This is a genomic window from Streptomyces sp. NPDC007907, assembly GCF_042959365.1.
Lineage (GTDB): Bacteria > Actinomycetota > Actinomycetes > Streptomycetales > Streptomycetaceae > Streptomyces > Streptomyces indiaensis.
In genome coordinates this window covers 1-24,068 of record NZ_JBIBKR010000008.1, presented here as the reverse complement: position 1 = coordinate 24,068, position 24,068 = coordinate 1, and the positions used below count along the sequence as shown (strand labels likewise).

19 protein-coding genes are annotated in these 24,068 nt (G+C 71.6%); 10 read left to right on the top strand and 9 right to left on the bottom strand.

Annotated features, from left to right (window positions below; genetic code table 11):
- Positions 1-92 precede the first annotated feature (92 nt).
- Both gap and ACFZDI_RS29675 read left to right on the top strand, forming a co-directional pair.
- A complete protein-coding gene (gap, locus tag ACFZDI_RS29680; protein ID WP_391254573.1) occupies positions 93-1,130 on the top strand; it encodes a type I glyceraldehyde-3-phosphate dehydrogenase in 1,038 nt (345 codons plus the stop codon).
- Between the two features lie 347 nt (positions 1,131-1,477).
- Complete coding sequence (locus tag ACFZDI_RS29675) at positions 1,478-2,470, top strand: Acg family FMN-binding oxidoreductase (RefSeq protein ID WP_391254570.1); 993 nt, start codon at positions 1,478-1,480, stop codon at positions 2,468-2,470.
- A gap of 31 nt (positions 2,471-2,501) precedes the next feature.
- Here the strand turns inward: ACFZDI_RS29675 and ACFZDI_RS29670 are convergent, their stop codons facing one another.
- The 5 genes from ACFZDI_RS29670 to ACFZDI_RS29650 form a co-directional block, all read right to left on the bottom strand.
- A complete protein-coding gene (locus tag ACFZDI_RS29670; protein WP_391254568.1) occupies positions 2,502-2,795 on the bottom strand; it encodes a hypothetical protein in 294 nt (97 codons plus the stop codon).
- Between the two features lie 249 nt (positions 2,796-3,044).
- Complete coding sequence (narI, locus tag ACFZDI_RS29665) at positions 3,045-3,818, bottom strand: respiratory nitrate reductase subunit gamma (RefSeq protein ID WP_391254565.1); 774 nt, start codon at positions 3,816-3,818, stop codon at positions 3,045-3,047.
- The gene (gene narJ, locus ACFZDI_RS29660) at positions 3,815-4,606 is read right to left on the bottom strand and encodes a nitrate reductase molybdenum cofactor assembly chaperone (RefSeq protein WP_391254561.1); all 792 of its coding nucleotides are present in this window, start codon (positions 4,604-4,606) and stop codon (positions 3,815-3,817) included. The genes narI and narJ overlap by 4 nt, the downstream gene beginning before the upstream one ends.
- Positions 4,603-6,153: a nitrate reductase subunit beta gene (gene narH, locus ACFZDI_RS29655; RefSeq protein ID WP_391254559.1), complete on the bottom strand. Its 1,551-nt coding sequence runs from the start codon at positions 6,151-6,153 to the stop codon at positions 4,603-4,605. The genes narJ and narH overlap by 4 nt, the downstream gene beginning before the upstream one ends.
- Before the next feature lies 1 nt (position 6,154).
- A complete protein-coding gene (locus ACFZDI_RS29650; protein ID WP_234847471.1) occupies positions 6,155-9,853 on the bottom strand; it encodes a nitrate reductase subunit alpha in 3,699 nt (1,232 codons plus the stop codon).
- Positions 9,854-10,160: 307 nt separating this feature from the next.
- Between ACFZDI_RS29650 and ACFZDI_RS29645 the strand changes: the two genes are divergently transcribed.
- Complete coding sequence (locus ACFZDI_RS29645) at positions 10,161-11,129, top strand: Acg family FMN-binding oxidoreductase (protein WP_391254557.1); 969 nt, start codon at positions 10,161-10,163, stop codon at positions 11,127-11,129.
- 146 nt (positions 11,130-11,275) lie between these two features.
- On the opposite strand, the gene ACFZDI_RS29640 is transcribed toward ACFZDI_RS29645, so the two are convergent.
- Entirely contained in the window at positions 11,276-11,698 is a 423-nt protein-coding gene (locus tag ACFZDI_RS29640) for a pyridoxamine 5'-phosphate oxidase family protein (protein WP_391254554.1), read from the bottom strand.
- A gap of 315 nt (positions 11,699-12,013) precedes the next feature.
- Here ACFZDI_RS29640 and ACFZDI_RS29635 point away from each other — a divergent pair, with 315 nt between their 5' ends.
- Both ACFZDI_RS29635 and ACFZDI_RS29630 read left to right on the top strand, forming a co-directional pair.
- Positions 12,014-13,297 carry an MFS transporter gene (locus ACFZDI_RS29635; protein WP_391254551.1) on the top strand — a complete coding sequence of 428 codons (1,284 nt, stop codon included), beginning with the start codon at positions 12,014-12,016 and terminating at the stop codon, positions 13,295-13,297.
- Positions 13,298-13,344: 47 nt separating this feature from the next.
- The gene (locus ACFZDI_RS29630; RefSeq protein ID WP_391254550.1) at positions 13,345-13,818 is read left to right on the top strand and encodes a hemerythrin domain-containing protein; all 474 of its coding nucleotides are present in this window, start codon (positions 13,345-13,347) and stop codon (positions 13,816-13,818) included.
- Positions 13,819-13,877: 59 nt separating this feature from the next.
- On the opposite strand, the gene ACFZDI_RS29625 is transcribed toward ACFZDI_RS29630, so the two are convergent.
- Positions 13,878-15,617, bottom strand: coding sequence for a GAF domain-containing protein (locus ACFZDI_RS29625; RefSeq protein ID WP_234847476.1), 1,740 nt, complete (start codon positions 15,615-15,617; stop codon positions 13,878-13,880).
- A gap of 367 nt (positions 15,618-15,984) precedes the next feature.
- Here ACFZDI_RS29625 and pcaC point away from each other — a divergent pair, with 367 nt between their 5' ends.
- Genes pcaC through ACFZDI_RS29610 form a run of 3 tightly spaced genes read left to right on the top strand, consistent with a single transcriptional unit; the run spans position 15,985 to position 18,785 of the window.
- Positions 15,985-17,292: a 4-carboxymuconolactone decarboxylase gene (pcaC, locus tag ACFZDI_RS29620; protein ID WP_391254546.1), complete on the top strand. Its 1,308-nt coding sequence runs from the start codon at positions 15,985-15,987 to the stop codon at positions 17,290-17,292.
- A gap of 32 nt (positions 17,293-17,324) precedes the next feature.
- The gene (locus ACFZDI_RS29615) at positions 17,325-17,960 is read left to right on the top strand and encodes an MBL fold metallo-hydrolase (RefSeq protein ID WP_234847478.1); all 636 of its coding nucleotides are present in this window, start codon (positions 17,325-17,327) and stop codon (positions 17,958-17,960) included.
- 45 nt (positions 17,961-18,005) lie between these two features.
- Positions 18,006-18,785: an exodeoxyribonuclease III gene (locus tag ACFZDI_RS29610; RefSeq protein ID WP_234847479.1), complete on the top strand. Its 780-nt coding sequence runs from the start codon at positions 18,006-18,008 to the stop codon at positions 18,783-18,785.
- Positions 18,786-18,788: 3 nt separating this feature from the next.
- On the opposite strand, the gene ACFZDI_RS29605 is transcribed toward ACFZDI_RS29610, so the two are convergent.
- Positions 18,789-20,558 (bottom strand): GDSL-type esterase/lipase family protein, encoded by a 1,770-nt coding sequence (locus tag ACFZDI_RS29605; protein WP_391254542.1) that lies wholly within the window; start codon positions 20,556-20,558, stop codon positions 18,789-18,791.
- 220 nt (positions 20,559-20,778) lie between these two features.
- Here ACFZDI_RS29605 and ACFZDI_RS29600 point away from each other — a divergent pair, with 220 nt between their 5' ends.
- Both ACFZDI_RS29600 and ACFZDI_RS29595 read left to right on the top strand, forming a co-directional pair.
- Positions 20,779-21,186: a DUF6278 family protein gene (locus tag ACFZDI_RS29600; RefSeq protein WP_234847481.1), complete on the top strand. Its 408-nt coding sequence runs from the start codon at positions 20,779-20,781 to the stop codon at positions 21,184-21,186.
- Between the two features lie 140 nt (positions 21,187-21,326).
- On the top strand, positions 21,327-22,070 hold the full coding sequence (locus ACFZDI_RS29595; protein ID WP_234847482.1) for an amino acid ABC transporter ATP-binding protein: 744 nt from the start codon (positions 21,327-21,329) through the stop codon (positions 22,068-22,070).
- Between the two features lie 221 nt (positions 22,071-22,291).
- Here the strand turns inward: ACFZDI_RS29595 and ACFZDI_RS29590 are convergent, their stop codons facing one another.
- Positions 22,292-23,857, bottom strand: coding sequence for a CocE/NonD family hydrolase (locus tag ACFZDI_RS29590; protein WP_234847483.1), 1,566 nt, complete (start codon positions 23,855-23,857; stop codon positions 22,292-22,294).
- Positions 23,858-24,068 lie beyond the last annotated feature (211 nt).

The following is a 24,068-nucleotide window of genomic DNA, read 5'->3' as shown; positions in this document are numbered from 1 at the left end:
GGCTCGCTCCCGTACGGCCCATGCCCGATCGCATCCCCGGCCGACAGGCTGGCAGCGCAGACAGACGCAGACGGATCGGGAGGATGTCGGACATGGGCGTGCGCGTGGGCATCAACGGCTTCGGCCGTATCGGACGCAACTATCTGCGCTGCGCACTGCAGCGCGCGGAGACCGAGGCCGGCACGGCCGCAGAGGTGGTGGCGGTCAACGACCTCACCTCACCGGCCACCCTGGCCCACCTGCTGGCGTACGACTCGACGTACGGCCGCCTCGGCCGCCCCGTCGAGCACGACGACACCTCGATCACCGTCGGCGGGCACCGGATCGCCGTGACCGCCGAGCGCGACCCGGCCGCCCTCGACTGGGCCGGACTGGGCGTGGACGTGGTCATCGAGTCCACCGGCCGCTTCCGCACCCGCGAGCAGGCCGGGCTGCACCTGAAGGGCGGCGCCCGCAAGGTACTGCTGTCGGTGCCGGGAAAGGGCGTCGACGCCACCGTCGTCATGGGCGTCAACGAGGACAGCTACGACCCGGAGCGGGATCACGTCGTCTCCAACGCCTCGTGCACCACCAACTGCGTGGCGCCCATGGTGAAGGTGCTCGACGACCGCTTCGGCCTCGTCAAGGGCCTGATGACCACCATCCACGGCTACACCAACGACCAGGTCGTCCTCGACGGCCCGCACAAGGACCTGCGCCGCGGCCGCAGCGCCGCCGTCAACATCATCCCCACCAGCACGGGTGCCGCCCGCGCCGTCGGCCTGGTCCTGCCGGAGCTGGCTGGCACCCTGGACGGCGTCGCCGTACGCGTCCCCGTCGAGGACGGATCGCTGACCGATCTGAGCGTCATCCTCGACCGGCCGGTGACCGCCGACGAAGTCAACGCCGCGTTCCGGGAGGCCGCCGACGGGCCGCTGAAGGGCGTCCTGCGTGTGTCCGACGCCCCGATCGTCTCCCGTGACGTCGTCGGCGACGCGGCCTCCTGCGTCCTGGACGCCCCTCTGACCCAGGCGCACGGCGACCTGGTGAAGGTGTTCGGCTGGTACGACAACGAGTGGGGCTACACCAACCGGCTCCTCGACCTCACGGAGTACGTGGCCGTTACGCTGCCCGCGAGCCCCTCGCGGTAGCCGATCCCGGCACCCGCACCGCTACGGCGATCCCTGCCTGACCCCTGCCGGACCATGGGCGCGAGAGCGACGGGCGCCCGCGGGGAAGGGGGCCAGTGAGGGCCCTGCGGGGCGCGGCCGCGGTCTGTCGTGCCGCAGGGTGTGTCGTCGGCCCGAACACGCGAGGTGCGGCCACGCTTCGCTGAGACGCCCGCTGCCCCTCGGGCGGACACGGGAACTGGTTCGTCGGGCGCGGACCGATCACGGTCGCGGCCGAGACATGAGCCGACCCGTCCGGCATATGGCTTACCGGGGGTACACGGCCGAGGCGGACCCGCAGGGGGCCCGCGAAGGGTGAGGAGGACGCCATGGCTGCGCGGCAGCTCGACGAGAAGACCGTGACGGGGCTGGTGGCCGAGGCCGCTGCGGCGCCCTCCATGCACAACGCGCAGCCATGGCGCTTCCGCTACCTGACCGGAGATCGTGCCCTTCTGCTGCGCGCCGATCCCGAGCGCGCCATGCCCCGGTCCGATCCCGACGACCGCGCCCTGCACATCGGCTGCGGTGCCGCCCTGTTCAACCTGCGTGTCGCCGCCGCGCACGCGCACCTCTGCCCCGTGGTCCGGCTGCTGCCCGAGCCTCAGGACCCACTGCTGCTCGCTGCCGTCGAGCTGGCCGACGAGGCCGGGCGCCCGCGGGACGATGACCTCGCGCGGCTGCACCCGGCGATCCGCGAGCGGCGCACCAGCCGCCACCCCTTCGCCGAGAAGGACCTCCCCGAGAACGTGCGGGCCACCCTGCAGGGTGCTGCCGAGCGCGAGGGGGCCGTGCTGTTCTTCCCCGGACCGTGGCACGCCGAGACCGTTCTCGACCTGATCCGCGACGCCGAGAGCCGGGACGCCCTGGACCCGGAGACGAGCGAGGACCTGGTCCGCTGGACCCGGCTCGGGCCGGAGGCGGACACGGCGGTCGACGGCGTCCCCGAGTACGCGTTCGGTCCGCGTAGACGCGACGGCAAGGCTCCCGTGCGCGACTTCGCCGGACGCCGGCGTGTGGCGGACCGCGGGACCAGCACGTTCGAGCACAGCCCGCACCTGGCCTTGCTGAGCACTGCCGGGGACGGACCGGCCGAGTGGCTGCGCGCAGGACAGGCGTTGGAGCGGGTCCTGCTGGAAGCGACCCTGGCCGACCTGGCCACGTCTCTGACGTCGCACGCGTTGGAGGACCGCGCGCTGCGGTTGCTGACCCGCGACCCCGCGTCGGGGACGGGCCAGGTGCACATGGTGTTGCGCCTGGGATACGGCCCGAGGGGTCCGGCCACGCCCCGCCGCCCGGTACGGGACGTGCTGGAGATCGTGTGAGCACACGTCCCCGAGCCGCCCAGCGGCGTTCTCAGGCGTGCCGGTGACTTCGGCCGGAGTCGAACTCTTCCCAGGCCAGGTCCCACTGAGCCCGGTGACGCGCGGCCAGGCGTACGCGGACGGCCCACCACATTCCTGCCACCAGGACACACACGCCTGCCCCGGTGGCCGCGCCGAGGGCGGCTCCCTGGGAGCGGGCCTGGGCGGGGGTGGGCGGGGCAGCACGGAGGCGGCCGGCACCATCGAGCCACACCGTGGTGGACGAGCCCGCCTTGCCGCCCGCCGGCACCGACGTCACACCGGTCCGGGAAGAGCCGTCGGGCATCCTCCACCGCACGGCCGCCCGGGACCTGGCACCACAAGCAGCAGCACCGCCGCCGCGGCCACTGCGCTCCAGGCTTCGGCGATGTCGGAGCTCCGCCTGAGCGGGTTGCGCCGCCAGCGCCAGGACACCACCCTGCCATCTCGCTTCAGCATGCGTGCACACCTCCGGGCATGACGAACCTGAACATCACGTCGTCGGTGCCGGACGGTCGTCGCGTCCGGCTCCGGCACGGTCCCTGGCTCATGCGGCTCATCGTGAACCGGAGGCGGACCGGGGCCGGCTCGCACTCACCGGGGCCCCGGCCGGTGCGGGCCGCCTCCGGTACACCACGTACGGGCGGACGAGGTAGCCCACGGGGGCGCTCCACACATGCACGAGCCGGGTGAACGGCCAGGCGGCGAAGAGCAGGAAGGCGGTCAGGGCGTGCAGTTGGAACAGAAGCGGCGCCCCGGCGATGGCCTCGGGCTCCGGCTGGAGGACGAACAGGCCGCGGAACCAGACGGAGACGGTGGAGCGGTAGTCGTAGCCGGCGCCGAAGACGTTGTGGGCGAACGTGGCGGTGATGCCGAGCAGTACGGTGGCGGAGAGCAGCGGGAAGAGGAACTTGTCGCTGCGGTCGGTGCCGAGGCGGATCCGGCGGGTCACCAGGCGGCGGGCGCACAGCATGGCGAGGCCCGTGACCATGGCGACGCCCGCCACCGAACCCGCCCAGACGGCCGTGGTGTGGTAGGCGTGCTCACTGATACCGACGGCCTCGGTCCACGCGTCGGGAACGGCGAGCCCCACGACATGCCCGGCGATCACCATGAAGGCGCCCAGGTGGAACAGCGGGCTGCCCCAGCGCAGCCACCGGTGTTCGAGGAGCTGGGTGGTGCGGGAAGTCCAGCCGAACTGGTCCTGCCGATAGCGCCACACATGCCCGACCAGGAACACGGCGAGGCAGATGTACGGGACGGCGACCCACAGCAGCAGATCGACGCGGCTTGCCGAGGCGGCGGCCGGTGGGGAGAGCGCGGCGTTCATCGGGAGCCTTCCGGACGGCTGGTCGGAGTGAGCGGCACACGGGTCGGCGGGGCGGGCATGGGCGGCACGAAGGCGGCTGGAGGTGCGAACTCGCCTTCTCCGTAGGCCCCGTAGGGGTCGAGGCCGACCTCCTCGTTCGGTGGGCCTTCGGCGACCAGTCGGGCCACCGCGGCGCGGTCGGCCTCGGTGGGCGGGGGCAGCAGGCTGAGCAGCGCGGCCAGGACGTGCCGGTAGGGGGAGCCGGAGCCGGTCAGGGCGTGGTGGATCAGCTCCAGCCCGCGCCGGTGCCGACGCAGGGGCGCCTCGCCGCCACCCGGGCCTGCCAGGGCGGCGAACTCCAGCACGACCGGGAGGTGGTCGGGCAGCTCGCCCCCGTCGGTACTCCAGCCGGCAGCCCGGTACTGCTGGTTCAAGGTGAGCAGGGCCATGCCGCGGCGGCGGGTGTCGCCGTGCAGGTAGTAGGTGAGGTAGAGACTGCTCTTGCGGCGCAGGTCGAACATCTCGACGTAGTGCCGCTCCAGCGCCGCGGGCTCCTGTGCGGCGAACCAGTCGGTGAACCGGGCCAGGTGTTCCGCCCCGGGCGTGGCCGACAGGGCCTCCACCACGGTTGTCAACTCCGGCCGTGCTGAGGTCAGTTCCGCGTCGGGATACTGCAGGAGCAGCGACACGAGCCGCAGCGTCAGCGCCCGGCCCGCCGTCTCCTCGGGTGTGAGCCGGGCGGGGCGGCGAACGGCTGCCCGGACGCGGGTGCGGACGAGGGCGGGAATGGTTGCGGGCAGCGGGCTCACGGTCGGCCTCCGGCAGTGGTGTTGCGGCGCAGGGCCGGGATGCCGAGCATGATCTTCCGGGGCGCGGGATCGCCGGACGTCTCGACCGGGCAGCGGTTCTCCATCGCGGTCAGCGCGGCGGCGTCCTCCTTGTGCGCGGCGGGGACGACATACCGGTCGGTGTACTTGGCGACGGCGATGAGCCGGTGCAGGTCCTCCGCCTCGCGTGTGGTGAGGTCCACGGCCGTCAGCACCGCTTCGTCACCCCTCTCGCCGAGGGTGCGTTCGCGCATGTACGAGCGGAGTGCGGTGAGTTTCATCAGCACCCCGGCGACGACATCGGTGTCCCCGGCGGTGAACAGTTCGGCCAGGTATTCCAGGGGGATGCGCAGCCGGGTCACGGCGGCGAACACATGGTCGGGGTCGTCCTGGTTGCCGCCCGTGGCGTCGACGGCGTCGAGGACGGGGGAGAGCGGCGGGACGTACCAGACCATCGGCACGGTCCGGTACTCCGGGTGCAGCGGCAATGCCACCTTGTAGCGCGTGACCAGGTCGTAGACGGGGGAGCGGCGGGCCGCGTCCAGCCAGTCCTCGGGGACACCCGATTCGCGTGCGGCCGCGATCACTTCGGGGTCGTGCGGGTCCAGGAAGACGCCACGCTGGGCGTCGAGGAGGTCCTTCTCCTCGGGGGTGGCGGCGGCCTCACCGACCTTGTCGGCGTCGTACAGCAGCAGCCCCAGGTAGCGCAGGCGTCCCACGCAGGTCTCGGAGCAGACGGTGGGCTGTCCGGCCTCGATACGGGGGAAGCAGAAGGTGCACTTCTCGGCCTTGCCGGTGGCGTGGTTGACGTAGACCTTCTTGTACGGGCATGCCGTCACGCACATCCGCCAGCCGCGGCAGCGGTCCTGGTCGACGAGAACGATACCGTCCTCGACCCGCTTGTACATCGCCCCGGACGGACATGCGGAGACGCAGGCCGGATTGAGGCAGTGCTCGCACAGCCGGGGCAGGTGGAAGAGGAAGGTCTGCTCGAACTCGAACTTCACCTTCTCCGCCCAGGCGCCGGACAGATTCGGGTCGCCGCCGGCGTGCTCGGGCGCGCCGCCCAGACCGTCCTCCCAGTTCGCGCCCCAGGTGATCGCGGTGGGCTTGCCGGTGAGGACCGAGCGCGGGCGGGCGACCGGGACGTCCTTCTGCGCGGGGGCGCTGACCAGGTTGTCGTAGTCGTAGGTGACCGGCTCGTAGTAGTCCTCGATCGACGGCAGGTCGGGGTTGGAGAACAGCGACAGCAGCCGCTTGATCCGGCCGCCCGAGCGCAGGACGAGGCGTCCGCGCTTGTCGAGCATCCAGCCGCCCTTCCACTGCTGCTGGTCCTCGTAGCGGCGGGGGTAGCCCACGCCGGGCTTGGTCTCGACGTTGTTGAACCAGGCGTACTCGACGCCGGTGCGGTTGGTCCACGTCTGCTTGCAGGTGACCGAGCAGGTGTGGCAGCCGATGCACTTGTCGAGGTTCATCACCATCGCCACTTGGGCCATGACCCGTCCGACAGTGGTTTCGCCACGGGGCATGTCAGTACTCCACTTCCTGGCTGCGGCGGCGGATGACGGTGACTTCGTCGCGCTGGTTGCCGGTCGGGCCGTAGTAGTTGAACGCGTAGGTGAACTGCGCGTAGCCGCCCGCGAGATGGGTGGGTTTGAGCAGCAGCCGGGTCAGGGAGTTGTGGATGCCGCCGCGCTTGCCGCCGACCTCGGTCTTCGGCACGTTCACATTGCGGTCCTGGGCGTGGTACATGTACACGGTGCCCTCGGGCATCCGGTGGGTGACCACGGCACGGGCGGCGACGACGCCGTTGCGGTTGTACGCCTCGATCCACTCGTTGTCCTTCACCCCGATCTTGCCGGCGTCCTCCGTGGACATCCAGATCGTGGGTCCGCCACGGGACAGGTCGAGCATGTACTTGTTGTCCTGGTAGTTCGAGTGGATGGACCACTTGGAGTGCGGGGTCAGATAGCGGACGGTGACCTCGGCCCGGCCCTCCTCGGCGAGGTGCTCGTCGCCGTAGTGCTTGGGCGTGTTCAACGGCGGCCGGAATACGGGGAGTTGTTCGCCGAGTTCGGTGATCCAGTCGTGCTGGACGAAGAAGTGCTGGCGGCCGGTGAGGGTGTGCCAGGGCTTCTTGTGCTCGGTGTTGATGACGAACGGCGAGTAGCGGCGGCCTCCGGTCTCCGAGCCCGACCACTCGTAGGAGGTCATCACCGAGCGGGGCTGGGTCCGGGTGTCGGCGAAGGTGATCCGCTCCGCCTCGCGCTCCGAGGCCAGTTCGACCAGACCTTCGCTGCCCGTCTGCCGCTCCAGGGCGCGGAATCCCTCGGTGGCCAGGCGGCCGTTGGTGGTGCCGGAGAGGGCGAGGATCGCCTCGCACATGTGGCTCGCGGTGGCGAGCGAGGGCCGTCCGGCGGCGACCCCGTCGCGCACGGTGCCATTGAGGCGCCGGAGGTCGTCGATCTCCTGGTCCGGGTGGACGGTGACGCCCTTGGTGGTGGTGCCCAGGGTGTCGAGCAACGGACCGACGGCGCGCATCTTCTGCCCGATGACGGCGTAGTCCCGTTCGATGACGGCCAGCTTGGGCATGGTGCGCCCCGGGATCGGTTCGCACTCACCGGCCTTCCAGTCCCGGACCGCCCCGCCGGGCTGGGCGAGTTCGTCCGGGGTGTCGTGCAGCAGCGGCACGGCGAGGACGTCGGTGCGGGTGCCGAGGTGCTCGGCGGCCAGCTCGCTGAACCGGTCGGCGATGGTCAGGAAGGTGTCGTAGTCGGTGCGGGCCTGCCAGGGCGGGGCGATGGCCGGGGTGAAGGCGTGCACGAAGGGGTGCATGTCCGTACTGGACAGGTCGTCCTTCTCGTACCAGGTCGCCGCCGGCAGGACGACATCGGCGAGCAGTCCGGTCGACGTCATCCGGAAGTCCATGCAGACCAGCAGGTCGAGCTTGCCTTCCGGTGCTTCCTCCCGCCACACCACGTCCTTGGGCCGGTGCTCGGGCGGGGTCTGCGCGGAGCGGACGGCCGCGTCCGTGCCCAGCAGGTGCCGCAGGAAGTACTCGTTGCCCTTGCCGGAGGAGCCGAGCAGGTTCGCCCGCCAAACCGTCAGCACACGAGGGAAGTTGGCGGGATCGTCGGGGTCCTCGGCGGCGAACCGCAGCCGCCCGGACTTCAGCTCGTCGACGATGTGCTCGGCGACCGGACGGCCCGCCACCGCGGCTTCGTCCGTCAGGTCGAGCGGGTTGCGGTTGAAGCCTGGGTGTCCGGGAGTCCACCCCAGCCGCACGGCCTGTGCCAGGCAGTCCGCGAACCCCTTGCCCTGGAACCGGCCCTTCCCCAGCGGGGACGCCAGCTCCTCGGGCCCGAACGCCTCATACCGCCACTGGTCGGAGTTCAGGTACCAGTAGGAGGTGCCCGCCATGTGCCGGGTGGGCCGCTGCCAGTCGAAGGCGAACGACAGATGCTGCTGCCCGGTGACCGGGCGGACCTTCTCCTGACCGACGTAGTGTGCCCAGCCGCCGCCGTTGACGCCCTGGCAGCCGGTCATGGTCGTCAGCGCCAGGAAGGCGCGGTAGATGGTGTCCGAATGGAACCAGTGGTTGGTGCCGGCACCAAGGGCGATCATGGAACGGCCGTTGGTCCGCTCGGCGTTGCGGGCGAACTCCCGGGCGATACGGGCCGCCTGCTGGGCCGGGACGGAGGTGATCGTCTCCTGCCAGGCCGGGGTGCAGGGCTCCGAGGCGTCCTCGTACGAGGACGGCCAACTGCCCGGAAGACCGGGACGCCGCACCCCGTACTGGGCGAGCATCAGGTCGAAGACCGTGGTGACGAGGCGGCCCCCGACCCGGCGGACCGGAACACCGCGCAGCATCACCGATCCGCCCTCGGTTGTCCCCTCGTCGAATCGGGGCAGGGCGACGGTCGCGGTGTCTTCGGTCGACTCCAGCAGGCTCAGCTCGGGTACGACGTCGCCCAGGTCGAGGTTCCAGCGGCCTCGCTCGGCTTCCCCCCACCGGAAGCCGAGCGAGCCGCCGGGGACCACCGGATCACCGGTGGCCCGGTCCAGGAGTACGGTCTTGGACTCGGCGTGCTCCGTGTCGTGCCCGAGGTCGGCGGCGGTCAGGAAACCGTCCGGGACGAGACCGCGTTCGTGCTCGCGCAGGGTCACCAGGAACGGGGCGTCGGTGAACGTGCGCAGGTAGGCCTGGAAGTAGGGCACTTCGCGGTCGACGAGGAACTCGCGCAGGATGACATGCCCCATGGCCATCGCGAGCGCGCCGTCGGTCCCCGGGTGCGGAGCCAGCCACTCGTCGGCGTGCTTGACGTTGTCGGCGTAGTCGGGGCTGACCGCGACGACCTTGGTGCCGTTGTAGCGGGTCTCGGTGAGGAAGTGCGCGTCGGGCGTGCGGGTCACGGGGATGTTGGAACCCCACATGATCAGGTAGCCCGCGTTCCACCAGTCCGCGGCCTCCGGTACGTCCGTCTGGTCGCCGAAGACCTGAGGCGAGGCGATCGGCAGGTCCGCGTACCAGTCGTAGAACGACAGCAGGGTGCCGCCGATCAGTGAGTGGTACCGCGCACCGGCCGCGAACGACGCCATGGACATCGCCGGGATCGGGGAGAAACCGGCGACCCGGTCGGGGCCGTACGCCTTGACGGTGTGCACCTGGGCGGCGGCGATCAGCTCGGACACCTCGTCCCAGTCGGCCCGCACCAGCCCGCCCTTGCCCCGGGCCCGCTTGTAGGCGCGGGTCTTCGCCGGGTCGGAGGTGATCTCGGCCCAGGCCGCCACCGGGTCGCCGAGCCTGCGCCGGGCCTCACGCCACAGGTTCAGCAACGCGCCCCGCACGTACGGGTAGCGGACCCGGCTGGGGGAGTAGGTGTACCAGGAGAACGACGCGCCGCGCGGGCAGCCGCGCGGCTCGTACTCGGGGCAGTCGGTGCCGATCGACGGGTAGTCGGTGGCCTGGTGCTCCCAGGTGATGATGCCGTCCTTGACGTACACCATCCACGAGCAGGAACCGGTGCAGTTCACGCCGTGCGTGGAGCGCACCACCTTGTCGTGCGCCCAGCGGTCCCGGTAGAAGCCCTCCCACTTCGGGTCGCCCGTCCCGAACACGGCGCGTCCGTCGGCCGACACCTCGCGACGGGTCAGCAACCGTCGGGCGGCCAGCGGCCAGCCCTCACCGGCGCTCGACGTCCGGCGCCGCGCGTTCTGATCGTTCTCCATGGCCAGGACGCTAGGCGGGGCACTGCCTCCGCCACCTCGGGCCGGCGGTCCCTGACGGTTGGCCTACCGGCCCCATGCGGCGGGCCGCGATGGGGGCCAATGGTCCCGCTGCCGGGTCCGGTCGACCGGGGAGCCACGAGGCGGGCCTGAGCGCATGAGGGGGGATCAGCACCCTCCTCGGGCCGTTCACCGGAGTGCGGAATGAGGCCACATGGCCCGTCGCCGAAGGGCCGGTCAACCCTCCTCGGGAACGCAACGGCGGCGCAGGGTGGGGGAGAACGGGGAAGAAGGTGGAGAAGGAGCCGTGATGCAGACCCGGGAAGTCGACGCCTCGGCGGTTCAGGCCCTGCTGGCCGCGGGGGTGGCGGCGCCGTCGATCCACAACACGCAGCCCTGGCGGTTCGGGCTGGACCCGGACAGCAGGTCGATCCTGGTCCGTGCCGACCGGGGACGCAGGCTGCCGCTGGCCGATCCTCAGCGACGCGCCCAGCACCTGTCGGTGGGCGCCGCGGTCTTCAACATCCGGGTGGCCGCGGAGCACCTGGGCTGGCATCCCGTCGTCCGGCTGCTTCCCACCGCAGACGATCCGGACCTGCTGGTCACGGTGCGACTGGCCGATGTCCCCCCAGGCCGGCGGCCGTCCTTGCGGGGTCTGTACGAGGCGGTCGAGCGGCGCCACACGAGCCGGATGCCCTTCACCGGCCGTCCGGTGCCGGACTCCATCGTCTCCGAGTTGATCGGCTCGGCCCGGGCCGAGGGCGCACACCTGGACGTTCCCGACATCATGGCGACCCGGGGCCTGCTGAGCCTGACGGCCGCTGCCGAGGCCCGCAACGCCGTCCATCCCGCCCGCGCGGCCGAGGCGCGTACGTGGATCACCGCGCCGGGAACGGACGCCGCCTACGGCATTCCCATGACAGCCCTGGGTCCGCGGGACGCGTCCGGGCGGATGCCGGTGCGGGACTTTACCGGTGCGCTGCCCGTGCCGCAGCTGCCCGCCTTGCGTTTCGAACGCCATGCCCAGGCGGCGCTGCTGTGGACGACCCACGACGGGCGCGAGGACTGGCTGCGTGCGGGGCAGGCGTTGCAGCACGTGCTGCTGACGGCGACCGTGCACGGGGTACGGACCTCGATGCTGCACCAGGCGATGGAGTGGCCCGACCTGCGGGAGGCGATGGCCCGGTCGAGGCGGCGGTGCCACCCACAGCTGCTGGTCCGCTTCGGGTACGGCCCGGAGGGCGCGCCCACGCCCCGCGCGTCCGCACACCTGGTGTGAGGTTCCGTCACGGGGCCGGAGCGGGAGACCCGCCATGGGGGTACCGGATCGGCGGGATGACGCGCCGTCAGCACGACCCCCTGTCTGCGGGGTGGGGGCGTCATGCGGTGGGCGACCAGGGTCCCGGGGCCGCCACGGACGGTGCCTCACCGCGTGCCGGGCGTTCCCCTGAGCTCGCGTCCGGTGACCATCTCGGACTCGATCCGTACGAACACGGCGTCGTGCAGGGGCATCCAGGAGCTGGGGCCGGACTGCAGGAGCCGTTCGTGCTCGGCCGGATCAGTCACCTCGGTGGCCCGTCCGGTGACGACCACGCTCCAGCCGGACCGGGTTGCCGCATCGAACTCGTCCGCCTCGAACGCGATCACCACGCCGTCGATGACGCGGACGAGGTCCGATCCAGGTGAGGTGCACACCAGGACGGAGGCGTCCGCGTCCAGAGAGAAGTTGACGGGGAGGACTGCGGGCAGGGCTTGCCGGGTGTAGACCACACGGCCGACCGGCACCTTGGCGAGCAGACGCAGGCACTCCTGCCGGTCGAGTGCGCGAAAGGCGTCGTTCTGGAACATCAGCCCATCGTCCCCCGCGGGTGCGGGGCGGGGTAGGGCCGACCGGCCCTTCCCCACCCGGCTCCCGGACCGCCGTGCCAGCCGCCTGTTGCGGAGGGGCGGCGCGGGCACCGTGCGAGACGGGGCTGTGGGAGGGACGGCCGGGGCCGGGCGCGGGGGCCGGTCCGGCCCCCGGGAGGGACTGATGGCCCATGCCGTCCGTGAGTCCGCCTGCGGACACTGGCCACGGGACGCCGTCCGGCAGGCAACCGGCCTGTCGTGTACGCGTCATTCCAGTGGCGTCGTGCCACCACGCGGAGGAAAGGGACGGACACCATGGTCCAGCCGTTGAGGTCCAAGCGAGACAGCTCACCGTCGGGTGCTCCGGTGCCGGGCCGGGCGTGGCTGATGCTGACGCTGGCCACGATCGGTTTCGCTGTGAACTTCTGGGCGTGGGCGCTGCTGAGCCCGCTCGGCCCGCGGTTCAAGGACAGTCTCGGTCTCTCGTCCTTCGAGCAGTCGCTGCTGGTGGCCGTACCGGTCGTCGTCGGCTCCCTTGGGCGCATCCCGGTCGGCGCGCTGACCGACCGGTTCGGCGGCCGGGTCATGTTCCCGATCGTGTCGGTGACCACCATCGTGCCGGTGCTCCACCTCGGCCTGGCCGGACATTCCTCCCTCGCCGCACTGCTCGTCGGGGGATTCTTCCTCGGCATCGGCGGGACCGCCTTCGCCGTCGGCGTGCCCCTCGTCAACGCCTGGTTCCCGCCCGAACGGCGAGGACTCGCCATCGGCGTCTTCGGCGCCGGCATGGGCGGCACCGCCATCAGCGCCCTGACCACCGTCAGGCTCGTCGACGCGAACAGCATGGCCAGCCCCTTCCTGATCACCGCCGCGGTGCTGGCCGTGTACGCCGTCGCCGCCGCGCTGCTCCTGCGTGACGCACCCGGCCGCACCGTGCCCACCGAGCCGCTGGTCCGCCGGCTGGCAGCCACCGCTCGCCTGGGCATCACCTGGCAGGCATCCGCGCTGTACGCGGTCGCCTTCGGTGGCTACGTCGCCTTCTCCGTCTACCTGCCCACCTACCTCAAGACCGGCTACGGCCTCACTCAGGCCGACGCCGCCAACCGCATGGCCGGGTTCGTGCTCCTCGCGGTGGCGATGCGCCCGGTCGGCGGCTGGCTGTCGGACCGAATGGGCCCGGTCCGGGTGCTGACGGGCTCGCTCGCCGTGGTCGTGGCCGGAGCGGTCGTGCAGTCGTTCACCCCGGCCCTGGCACCGGTCGGCACCATCGCCTTCCTCTCCATGGCCGCCGCGCTCGGCGCGGGCAGCGGAGCGACCTTCGCCCTGGTGGCCCTGCTGACCCCGGCCAACCAGGTCGGCTCCGTCACCGGCGTGGTCGGCGCCGCGGGCGGTCTGGGCGGCTTCCTGCCGCCGCTGGTCATGGGCTCCCTCTACGGGGCGTACGGGACGTACGCGGCCGGTCTCGTCCTGCTCGCGATCGTGGCCGCCTCCGCACTGGCGTACACCCTCACCGGTGTCCGCTCCGCCGTCCACGGCGACGACCGGGCTCCGCGCGCCGCTCTTGGGCGCCGGCACCGCACCGCCCGGACCACCGTCTGACACCGCGCGGCTGAGAGCCACGGACGAACAGGAAGGAACGGACAGCGGTGTGCGAGTACTGCGGCTGCCAGGCGCTGGAGACGATCGACGAGCTGACCCGGGAGCACGAGCGGGTGGTGACGCTCATCAGCCACATACGCGACGCCCGGGGTGACGGCGCGATCGCCAGGATGGCCGAGCTCGCCCGCGCGATCACCTCTGTGCTGGGCCCTCACACCCGGGTGGAGGAACGCGGACTGTTCCCGGCCCTGGCGGGGGACTTCCCCGAACAGATCGTCGCGCTGGAGGACGAGCACCGCCGGATCGAGGCGGTGCTGGCCGAGGCGGACGGACCGTTCCTGACCGACCCCGCCTGGCCGGACCGGCTCGTCGAGACCCTCGCTCTGCTGCGCGAGCACATCCTCAAGGAACAGGACGGCGTCTTCCCGGCCGCACTCGCCCACCTCGACACCGAGCAGTGGGAAGCGGTCGAGAAGGTGCGCGCGGAGGCAGGCAGCGCCCTGTCCCGACCGCCTGCCTGATGGAGGAGCTGGCCACCGAGTGCAGCCTCGACTCGCGGTCGGCGGGCCGGCTCCGACGCTCAGGCCCCGGCCGCAGCGGGAAGGGGAACCGCCCAGTCCACGATGGTGCCGGTGGGTTCGTTCGGAGTGAAGGTGAAGCTGCCGCCGAGGTCGGTGGCGCGGCGGCGCAGGTTGTCCAGACCGCTGCGACGGGTGACGGCGGGGTCGACGCCGGTGCCGTTGTCGGCGACGCGCAGGTGAAGCCGACCGCCGTCGGTCTCGGCGGTGACCTCGACGGCGGTGGCGTGTGCGTGCCGGGCGGTGTTCGAGAGGGCCTCGCGCAGTACCGCCAGCAGGTGCTCGGCGTAGTCGGCCGGGACTCCGGTGTCCAGCAGGCCGGTCATGCGCAGGGCGGGCGTGAAGCCGAGTACGGCGGCGGCCTGGTCGGTCTCGGCCAGCAACTGCCCGCGCAGCCCGCCGCGGCTGTCGGCACGGTCGTGCTCGCGGAGCGCGTAGATCGTGCCGCGCACCGTCTTGATGGTGTCGTCCAGGTCGTCCACGACCCGCTGCACACGCTCGGCCACCTGGGGCCGGTCGGAGATGCGGCCCAGTACCGAGTTCAGGGTGAGCCCTGAGGCGAACAGCCGCTGGATGGCCAGGTCGTGCAGGTCGCGGGCGATGCGGTCGCGGTCGGAGAGGACCATGAGGTGCTCGGCTTCGCGCCGGTGCTCGGCGATCTCCAGGGCGAGGGCCGCCTGGTCGGCGAACCCGCTGATCATGGTCATGGTGGCCTCGGAGAACTCCGTGCCCCCGGACAGGTTGGCGACCTGGAGAACCCCGCGCACGGCCTCGCCCCCGCCCAGCGGGAGCAGGAATCCCGGCCCCAGATCGATCTTCCCCGCGGAGCCGCCCCCGGCCTGCGGCTCCTCCGACAGGGTGCTGCTCGTCACCCGCTCGTTGGACTGGTAGACCTTCGCCGCCAGCGTGGTGGCAGGCAGGACCAGCCCGCGCACCTGCTCGGCGCTCTCGCCCTCCGCGGCCTCGATCACCAGCTCCTCGCCCCCGTCGAGCGGTACCGCCAGCGTTACCAGATCAGCGCCGGACAGCGTCCTGACCGTGGCGGCGATCCGGTGCAGTACCCGGTCCGGGTCCGTACCGGACAGCAGGCTGCGGCTCAGGTCACTGCTCGCCGCCAGCCACTGCTCACGGCGCCGGGAGTCCTCGTACAGGCGGGCGTTGTCGATCGCGACACCGGCCGCCGCCGCGAGCGTGCGCAGCACGGCTTCGTCATCGTCGTCGAACTCCACCCCGCCGCGCTTGTCGGTCAGATACAGGTTGCCGAACACCTGGTCGCGCACGCGCACCGGCGCCCCCAGGAACGTGGTCATCGGTGGATGCCCCTCGGGGAAGCCCACCGAGGCGTGATGGCGGCCCAGGTCGGACAGGCGCAGCGGCTCCGGTTCGCGGATCAGCAGCCCGAGGATGCCCTCGCCCTCGGGATAGTGACCGATCGCCTCGATGGTGCTCTCGTCCATGCCGACCGTGATGAACTGCAGGATCTTCCCCTCTTCGCCGATCACCCCCAGCGCGCCGTACCGGGCGTCCACCAGGGTGACGGCGGACTCGGTGATCCGGCGCAGCACCACGTCGAGATCCAGGTCGGTGCCGATGGAGAGGACCGCGTCCAGCAGCGTGTGCACCCGGTCCCGGGTCGCGCGGACCTGCTCCACCTGCGCCTGCAGCCCCTCCAGCAGCTCATCCAGCCGCAACTGGGGCGCCGCCGGGCCGCCCCTCCGCCCCTGCGCCGGGCTCTCGGTCATTCCCGCTCCCTCCTGTGAAGAGGTGCCACAGGCACCTCTTCATGATGCCCGCAGGGCTCTGTCGGCGGCCGAATGGCATGAGTTGAACGGTGCTGTCGGGCAAGATTCTATGACCCCGGGTTGCGCGTGACCGAAGGTCAATGCGTGAACGGTGCGGGACCGCCCGGCGTCCTGCACGCCTGCCCCCACGCCCTCACCGGTGCCGGGCCGGAGCGGCGCATGTTCCCCGGCCGCGATCCCCACGCGCGACGCGGCCTCGGTCACGGACGACGTCGTGGTCTGCCGGACGTGCCGCGCCGGGAGGGTCAGGAGCCGCCGGGTTCCCCGGGCTCTGTGAGACTTCGTGATACGTGAGAGGGTCTGAGGCGTGAGTGAGACACCGTCGAACACCCTGCAATACCGCTTTGACGGGCCAGAAGAGGCTCCCGTCCTGATCCTGGGTCCCTCCCTGGGTACCACCTGGCACATGTGGGACCGTCAGGTCCCCGAGCTGACCAAGCAGTGGCGGGTCTTCCGGTTCGACCTGCCCGGCCACGGCGGAGCCCCCGCGTACCCGGCGGGCTCGGTGGGGGAGCTCACCACGCGGCTGCTGGCCACCCTCGACCAGCTCGGCGTGCAGCGCTTCGGTTACGCGGGCTGCGCGCTGGGCGGCGCCGTCGGCATCGAGTTGGCCCTGCGCCACCCCGAGCGGCTCGCCTCGCTCGCGCTGATCGCCGCCTCGCCCCGCTTCGGCACCGCCGACGAGTTCCGGCAGAGAGGCGTGATCGTCCGCACCAACGGCCTCGACCCGATCGCCCGGACCGCGCCCGAGCGCTGGTTCACCGGCGGGTTCGCCGCCGCGCAGCCCGCGATCACCGAGTGGGCCGTGCAGATGGTGCGCACCACCGACCCCGGCTGCTACATCGCCTCCTGTGAGGCGCTCGCCTCGTTCGACGTCCGCCCCGAACTCGGGCGGGTCGGCGTACCGACCCTGGTCCTGGTCGGCTCGGACGACCAGGTCACCGGCCCCGCCGAGGCGCGCACCCTGGTCGCCGGCATCCCGGACGCCCGCCTCGCCGTCGTCCCCGGCGCCTCCCACCTGGTGCCCGTGGAGCAGCCCGCGGCGGTCACCGACCTGCTCGTACGGCACTTCTCCACCGCCTGGCAGCCCGCCTACGAGACCTCCACCGGCCAGAACGCCCTGCCCCAGGCCGCCCTCAAGCCGGTCCTGTCGCCCGCCCCGCCGCAGCCCCCGCAGGCCGGGCCGGTCGCCGAGATCGCCCCCGTCGCCGTACCGCCGCAGGCCCAGGGACGGCCCGACCCGTACGACGCCGGGATCAAGGTCCGCCGCGAGGTCCTGGGCGACGCGCACGTCGACCGGGCGCTCGCCCAGGCCGACGAGTTCTCCGGAGACTTCCAGGAGCTCCTCACCCGCTACGCCTGGGGCGAGATCTGGGACCGCCCCGGCCTGGACCGGCGCACCCGCAGCTGCGTCACCCTCACCGCCCTGGTGGCCGGCGGTCACCTCGACGAGCTGGCCTTCCACACCAGGGCCGCCCTGCGCAACGGCCTCACCCCGGGCGAGATCAAGGAAGTGCTGCTCCAGGCGGCCGTCTACTGCGGTATCCCCGCCGCGAACAGCGCGTTCAAGGTGGCCCAGCAGGTCATTCGCGAGGAGACCACGCCCCAGGAATGAGCCCGCGGGAGACGCGGAGGCAGGATGGACTCATGAAGCTCACGAAGATGTCGCACGCCTGCGTCCGTCTGGAGAAGGACGGCCGGACCCTCGTCCTGGACCCCGGCGCCTTCAGCGAGGGGGACGCCGCGCTCGGCGCGGACGCGATCCTCGTCACCCACGAGCACCCCGACCACTTCGACGAGTCGCGGCTGCGCGCCGCGATGGAGCACAACCCGGCCGCCGAGATCTGGACCCTGAAGGCGGTCGCGGAGAAGATCTCGTCTGCCTTCCCGGGCCGCGTGCACACCGTCGGTCACGGGGACACCTTCACCGCCGCCGGTTTCGACGTCCAGGTCCACGGCGAGCTCCACGCGGTGATCCACCCGGACATCCCGCGCATCACCAACGTCGGCTACCTCGTCGACGGCGGCAAGATCTTCCACCCCGGCGACGCCCTCACGGTCCCGGACCACCCGGTGCAGACGCTGATGCTCCCGGTCATGGCCCCCTGGAGCAAGATCTCCGAGGTCATCGACTACGTGCGCGAGCTGAAGCCGCAGCGCGCCTACGACATCCACGACGCCCTCCTCACCGACCTGGCCCGCCCGATCTACGACCGGCAGATCGGGCAGCTCGGCGGTTCGGAGCACCTCAGGCTGACGCCGGGGGAGTCCGCCGAGGTCTGACGGGGCCGGGCGGCGTTGTCAGACCCGCCGGGTAGGTTGTGGGGCATGCGCATCGCGACCTGGAACGTGAACTCGATCACTGCCCGCCTGCCGAGGCTCCTGGCCTGGCTGGAGAGCAGCGGCACGGACGTGCTGTGCCTCCAGGAGGCCAAGGTCGCCGAGGAGCAGTTCCCCGCGGAGCAACTGCGCGAGCTGGGTTACGAGTCGGCGGTCCACGCGACCGGCCGGTGGAACGGCGTGGCGGTGCTCTCCCGCGTCGGCATCGAGGACGTCGTCAAGGGCCTGCCCGGCGATCCCGGCTTCGACGGCTCGGTGGAGCCCCGCGCGATCTCCGCGACCTGCGGCCCGCTGCGCGTCTGGTCGGTCTACGTGCCGAACGGCCGTGAGGTGGAGCACCCCCACTACGCCTACAAGCTCCAGTGGTTCGAGGCGCTCAGGGCCGCCGTCGCCGGTGACGCGGCGGGCAGCCGCCCGTTCGCGGTGATGGGCGACTACAACGTGGCGCCGACGGACGACGACGTCTTCGACCCGGCCTTCTTCGAGGGCTCCACCCACGTCACCGCCGCCGAGCGGGCCGCCCTGGCCTCCCTGCGCGAGGCCGGCCTGTCGGACGTGGTCCCGCGCCCCCTGAAGTACGAGCACCCGTTCACGTACTGGGACTACCGCCAGCTGTGCTTCCCGAAGAACCGCGGCATGCGCATCGACCTGGTGTACGGCAACGCGCCCTTCGCGAAGGCGGTGAGTGACGCGTACGTGGACCGTGAGGAGCGCAAGGGCAAGGGCGCGTCGGACCACGCGCCCGTCGTCGTGGACCTGGACGTCTAGGCCCTAGGGCCGCAGCAGCCCGAGGTCGACCGAGTCCGCCAGGGCGGCCAGTCCTGTGTCGCCCGGGTGCAGGTGGTCCCCGCTGTCGTGGGCGGGGAGCATCCGGGCGGGCCGCTGCGGGTCGCGGACCACGGCGTCGAAGTCGAGCACTGCGTCGAAGACCCGGCCGTCGCGGATCCACGTGTTCACCGCGACGCGCTCGGCGTCGACGGCTGCGGTGCACCGCGCCTCGCCCTCGCAGGGCAGGATCGTCGCCGCGAGCATCCGCAGCCCCCGGGCGTGCCCGCGCTCCGCGAGTGCGCGCAGCCCCGCGATCAGCTGCTCCGCTGAGGTCCCCCACCGCAGGTCGTTCACCCCCTCGAAGACGACGGCCGTACGCGCCGACGGCTGGGCGAGGACGTCCCGGTCGAAGCGGTGCAGGGCGCTCACCCCGGCCGTGTCCGTGGACACCCCGTCGCCCGGGTACCGGTCGGTGACGACGCGGTTGCCGGAGACGCCCAGGTTCAGCACGCCGTAGCGCGGGACGGTGTCCTGCTTCAGCAGCCGGCCGGCCAGCACGTTCGGCCAGCGCCGGTTGGCGTCCACCGTCGACTTGTCGCCGTCGGTGATCGAGTCCCCGAGCAGCACCACCGATCCCGGCCCGCCGCTCACGTCGACCCCGGCGAGCAGCGGCCAGCGGGTGATCACCGAGGTGTACGCCCCGGCGGCGCCGTCCGCCGCGTGATCACCGGGCTCGCTGACGTAGGAGCGCTGCTGGGCGAGGCCGTGCACGGGCGCCGTGGCCACCGTGCCGGGCAGATGGAAGCTCACCAGCAGGTTGGCGTCCGCGGGGACGGAGAAACCGAGCGGATCGCTGTACGCCTGGGCCCCGGCCGGGATCGTCACGCCCGCCGCACCGCCGAACGACAGGCTCACCGGCGTGCCCCGCGAGGCAGCGCCCGTCGCCTGCACCGCGACCGTGGCGCTCCCGATCCGTACCGGAGCCGCCGCGAAGGTGTTGTCGAACCGCACCCGCACCCGCGGCCCGCCGGCCGAGGTGTGCACGACCAGCCGCAGCGTCCGGTCCGTCCAGGGCCCCACGGTGGCGTAACCGCCCGTGGCCGTCGTCCAGCTGCCCGTCCAGTCCCGCGTGGCGGTCCTGACCGCCACCGCGAAGACGTGCAGCCCGGCCGCGTCCGGCAGCCGGACGGAGGTGACCGCGCGGCCCGGGACCAGCGGCACCGTCACGACGTACAGGCGGGCCTGCCCGGCGAGTTGACCCTCGGGCGTGTTGATGTGCGGCAGGGCCACCACCTTGGTCGCGAGCGGCCCCGTGCGCCAGTCGGAGGTGGTCAGCCGGTACCCGGAGCGGGAGCCGTCCGCGTAGGTGACCGTGCCCGGGCCGCCCACCTCGGTGCCGGCGGTGCCGGCCACCAGGAAGGCCAGGGCGTCCCCGCGCCCCGTGACCCGGACGTGCTGCCCGGCGGCGCGCACGTTGTCCGGCTCGCCCGGCCGCCGCTTCGGCCAGGTCAGCCGGGCGCCCTGCACCGTAAGGGCGCGGCCGGGCGTCCAGCCCGCCGCGGCGAGGTCCTGCGCGGACAGGGAGGCGCCGGAACCACCGAAGTCGGCCTGGCCGGGGGAACCGTCGTCGCTGACGGCAACGTCGTCGAACAGCCGCTCCAGCGGCACCGCGGCGGCGGCCGGTCTCTCCTCGACGGCCCCCGCCGACACCGACGGGACCAGCGACCCGCACAGGGCCAGGACGATCAGAATCCCCCGGACACATCGGCGCACGGCCGACTCCTCCCGCTCAGCGACACACGACGCGACAACACGAAACGCAGGGACGGAACTGACGAGGTAACGACGGCGGGACGCAAGACGCACGGTGAAGTTAGAGAGACGGGAGTGACCCGTCAACGCGCGTCGCGTGAACTCGGCCTGAACATGACCGGGATCGGCGGGTCCGCGCGCCCTGTGGTGCGTACGGCGGTACGAATGACACGCTGGACGTATGAACATCCCTTTCCTGGGCCACCGGCGCCAGAAGGTCGGGTTTCCCGACCCGGCGGGCATCGCGGACCTCCTCGCCGAGTGCGAACTGCTGCGCTCCCAGGCGTCCCGGGCGGGTGTCCGGCTGGACGACACGGCGGACTCTCTGGAGGCGCTGGACCAGCTGCTGCCGCGCTGGCGGGACGACGAGGAGACCCTGACCTGGCTCGGCAACGACGCCGGTCTGTACCTGGGCAGCGTGATCGTGCGCACGGTACCCGGGGCCGCCTGGGAGATCCGCTCCGACGGTCAGCCCGTCGTACGACTGGACTCCGGCCGCGAGATCGACGTCGTCGACTCCGGCCACGCATGGGCCGCGTTCGGGGTCCCCGAGTTGTCGCAGCTCTACGCGGAAGTCGCGGAATCATGAACCCCCTGGCCAGAACCTTTGGCCCAAAGTCCGACGTAAATACGGCTAATGATCGAAAAGTGCGTGTCGCCCGCCACGTTCGATCTTGCCTGGATACGTTGCGGCCACCACCACACAGCTGAGAGTGAGTAGGGCTGAGCATGGCCGTCGAGCCGCTGATCGAGCTGCGTGACGTCAACAAGCACTTCGGGGAGCTGCATGTCCTCCAGGGCATCGACCTCACCGTCGGCCGGGGGGAGGTGGTCGTGGTCATCGGCCCGTCGGGGTCGGGCAAGTCGACCCTCTGCCGGGCCATCAACCGGCTGGAGACCATCGAGTCCGGGCAGATCGTCCTCGACGGGCAGCCGCTGCCGGAGGAGGGCAAACCCCTGGCCCGGCTGCGCGCGGACGTCGGCATGGTCTTCCAGTCGTTCAACCTCTTCGCCCACAAGACCGTGCTGCAGAACGTCTCCCTCGGACAGGTCAAGGTCCGCGGGCGCGGCAAGGAGGACGCCGACAAGCGCTCGAGGGAACTCCTCGACCGGGTCGGCGTCGCCGATCAGGCGGACAAGTACCCGGCGCAGCTCTCCGGCGGCCAGCAGCAGCGCGTGGCCATCGCCCGCGCCCTGGCCATGGAACCCAAGGTGATGCTGTTCGACGAGCCCACCTCGGCCCTCGACCCGGAGATGATCAACGAGGTGCTGGAAGTCATGAAGCAACTCGCCCGTGAGGGCATGACCATGATCGTCGTCACCCACGAGATGGGCTTCGCCCGCTCGGCCGCCAACCGCGTGGTCTTCATGGCCGACGGCAGGATCGTCGAGGACCGCACGCCCGACGAGTTCTTCACCAACCCGAGCAGCGACCGCGCCAAGGACTTCCTCTCCAAGATCCTCAAGCACTGAACGGACGGACACCGGACGGATCGTCGCACCGGACCTCGACTACGATGTGCCCTTCATCCCTGTCGGAGAGGGGGACTTCGCCGAAGGCCGCCGATCCCGTCGGGGAGAGCAGGCCGCACGCCCGGTCCGCGGGGCATTCCCACCGGGTGCGGCCCCCGTGACCCGAAGGCCACGGGGGCGGCGGTTCACATCGGCCAGGCCCGTCCGGCGGCAGCCGGAGATCACTGCTCGCGCAGCGGAACCGACACGTACGACGGGTCGTTCGCCGGCGAGGAGAAGGTCAGCTGCGCGCCGGACGGGTTGTGCTCGATGTAGAGCGGGTCGACCGTGTCGACGACCAGGGCGAGGCGATGCCCGGCCGGGACGTCGTAGGCCGTGGAGTACAGCTCCAGGTCGACGCCGAACGGCTTTCCGGGGGTGCGCCCGTGGAAGGTGTACGGCGCGTGGGTGACCAGCTTGCCGAGGCCGAGCGGCCCCACGTCGTACAGGTAGGCGACGAGGGTGCCGCTCTCCTTGGTCGGGGTGAGGGTCGTGTGCAACGTGGCCGTTCCGCGCACCTGTTGGGCCGTGGCGGACTTCTCCGACTGCCAGACGGCGGCCCAGCGGCGCGGGAGCAGCGGGATCGAGGCCATCGGCGGGATGCGGGCCACCTGGTCGAGGATGCTGGACAGGAAGACGACACCGCCGTCCGCCCCGGAGTTCACGTTCGCGCGGATCGTCCTCGTGTCCCCGAGGGTGATCTTCCGGTCGTTCGCGCCGACCGACTTCCAGTCCGGGTAGCCCTCGTAGCCGCCCCCGGAACGGGACTTGAGCTGGACGGGCTGCTCGTGGTCGATGCCGTTGTCCTCGCCCCGGAGGTAGTGGTCGAACCAGCGCGCGGTGTCCGTCCAGATGTCGTTGGGCAGCCCGAAGAGACCGGTCAGCTCGGCGGTGGCGTGGTCCCCGGACCGCATCTCCAGCCGCTTCGGGCCGGTCAGCTTCTCGTAGAAGTCGACGTACTGGTTGGGCGGGAAGACGCTGTCGCCCCAGGTGTTGGCGAGCATGATCGCCGCGCCGTTGTCGTTGATCCGGTCGATGTAGGTCGCAGCGGAACGTTTCTTCCCCCAGGCGACGAGTTCGGGCTCCTTCGCCAGGTTGGAACCGTAGAGGTCGTTGAACGTCTGCCGCAGTTCCGGGCTCTGGCGGCCCGTCACCACGCTCGCGCCGTCCAGCAGGGCAGCGGCCTGGAGGTGCTGGGTGCGTCCGGAGTAGATCGAGTCGATCAGGTCGGCCCAGCCGCTGAGCGAGGCGACCGCCTTGACCCGCTTGTCGTGTGCGGCGGTGAGCAGGCTGATGCCCGCGCCGTAGGAGACGCCCGCCATGCCGATGTGCCCGGCGTCGGCGGGGGTGTGGGCGAGCGCCCAGTCGATGACCTTCGACGCGTCGGCGACGTCGGGCGGGCCCGCCACTTCTATCTCGCCGCCCGACTGCCAGAAGCCGCGCACGTTGTAGGTGACGACGACGTACCCGGAGTCGGCGAGCTTCTGCGCCTGGGCCAGGTACTCGACCTGGGGCAGGCCCCAACTCGTGGGCATCACGAGCAGCGGGTAGCGGTCGGTGCCGGAACCGGCCGGGGTGACGACGTTGGCCTTGAGGACGGTGCCGCCGTCGCCGGCGATGTCGACGAAGCGGACGGGGTGGGGCGCCGCCTGGGCGGTGGGGGCGAGTCCGAGGGCGGTGCCGGCGACCAGTGTCGCCGAGACGGCGCCTACGGCGGTGGTGCGCAGGGCCTTGCGGTGGTGTCCCACGGGTCACTCCTCACTCGTGTCAGTGCAAAGTGACCGAACGGTAACCGCGGTCCCTTACCAGGGGTAACCCATCGGTAAGTTACGTGCCAGTAACGATTGTTGAGCGGTGGAGGAGTCTAGTGCCGCGGCAGGCAACGTTTGCCCGTGAAGGAGCGGCGTCCGGTGCGTGCTCTCGGCGTGCCGGCCGGAAGCCCTCGTACTGGACGTACTT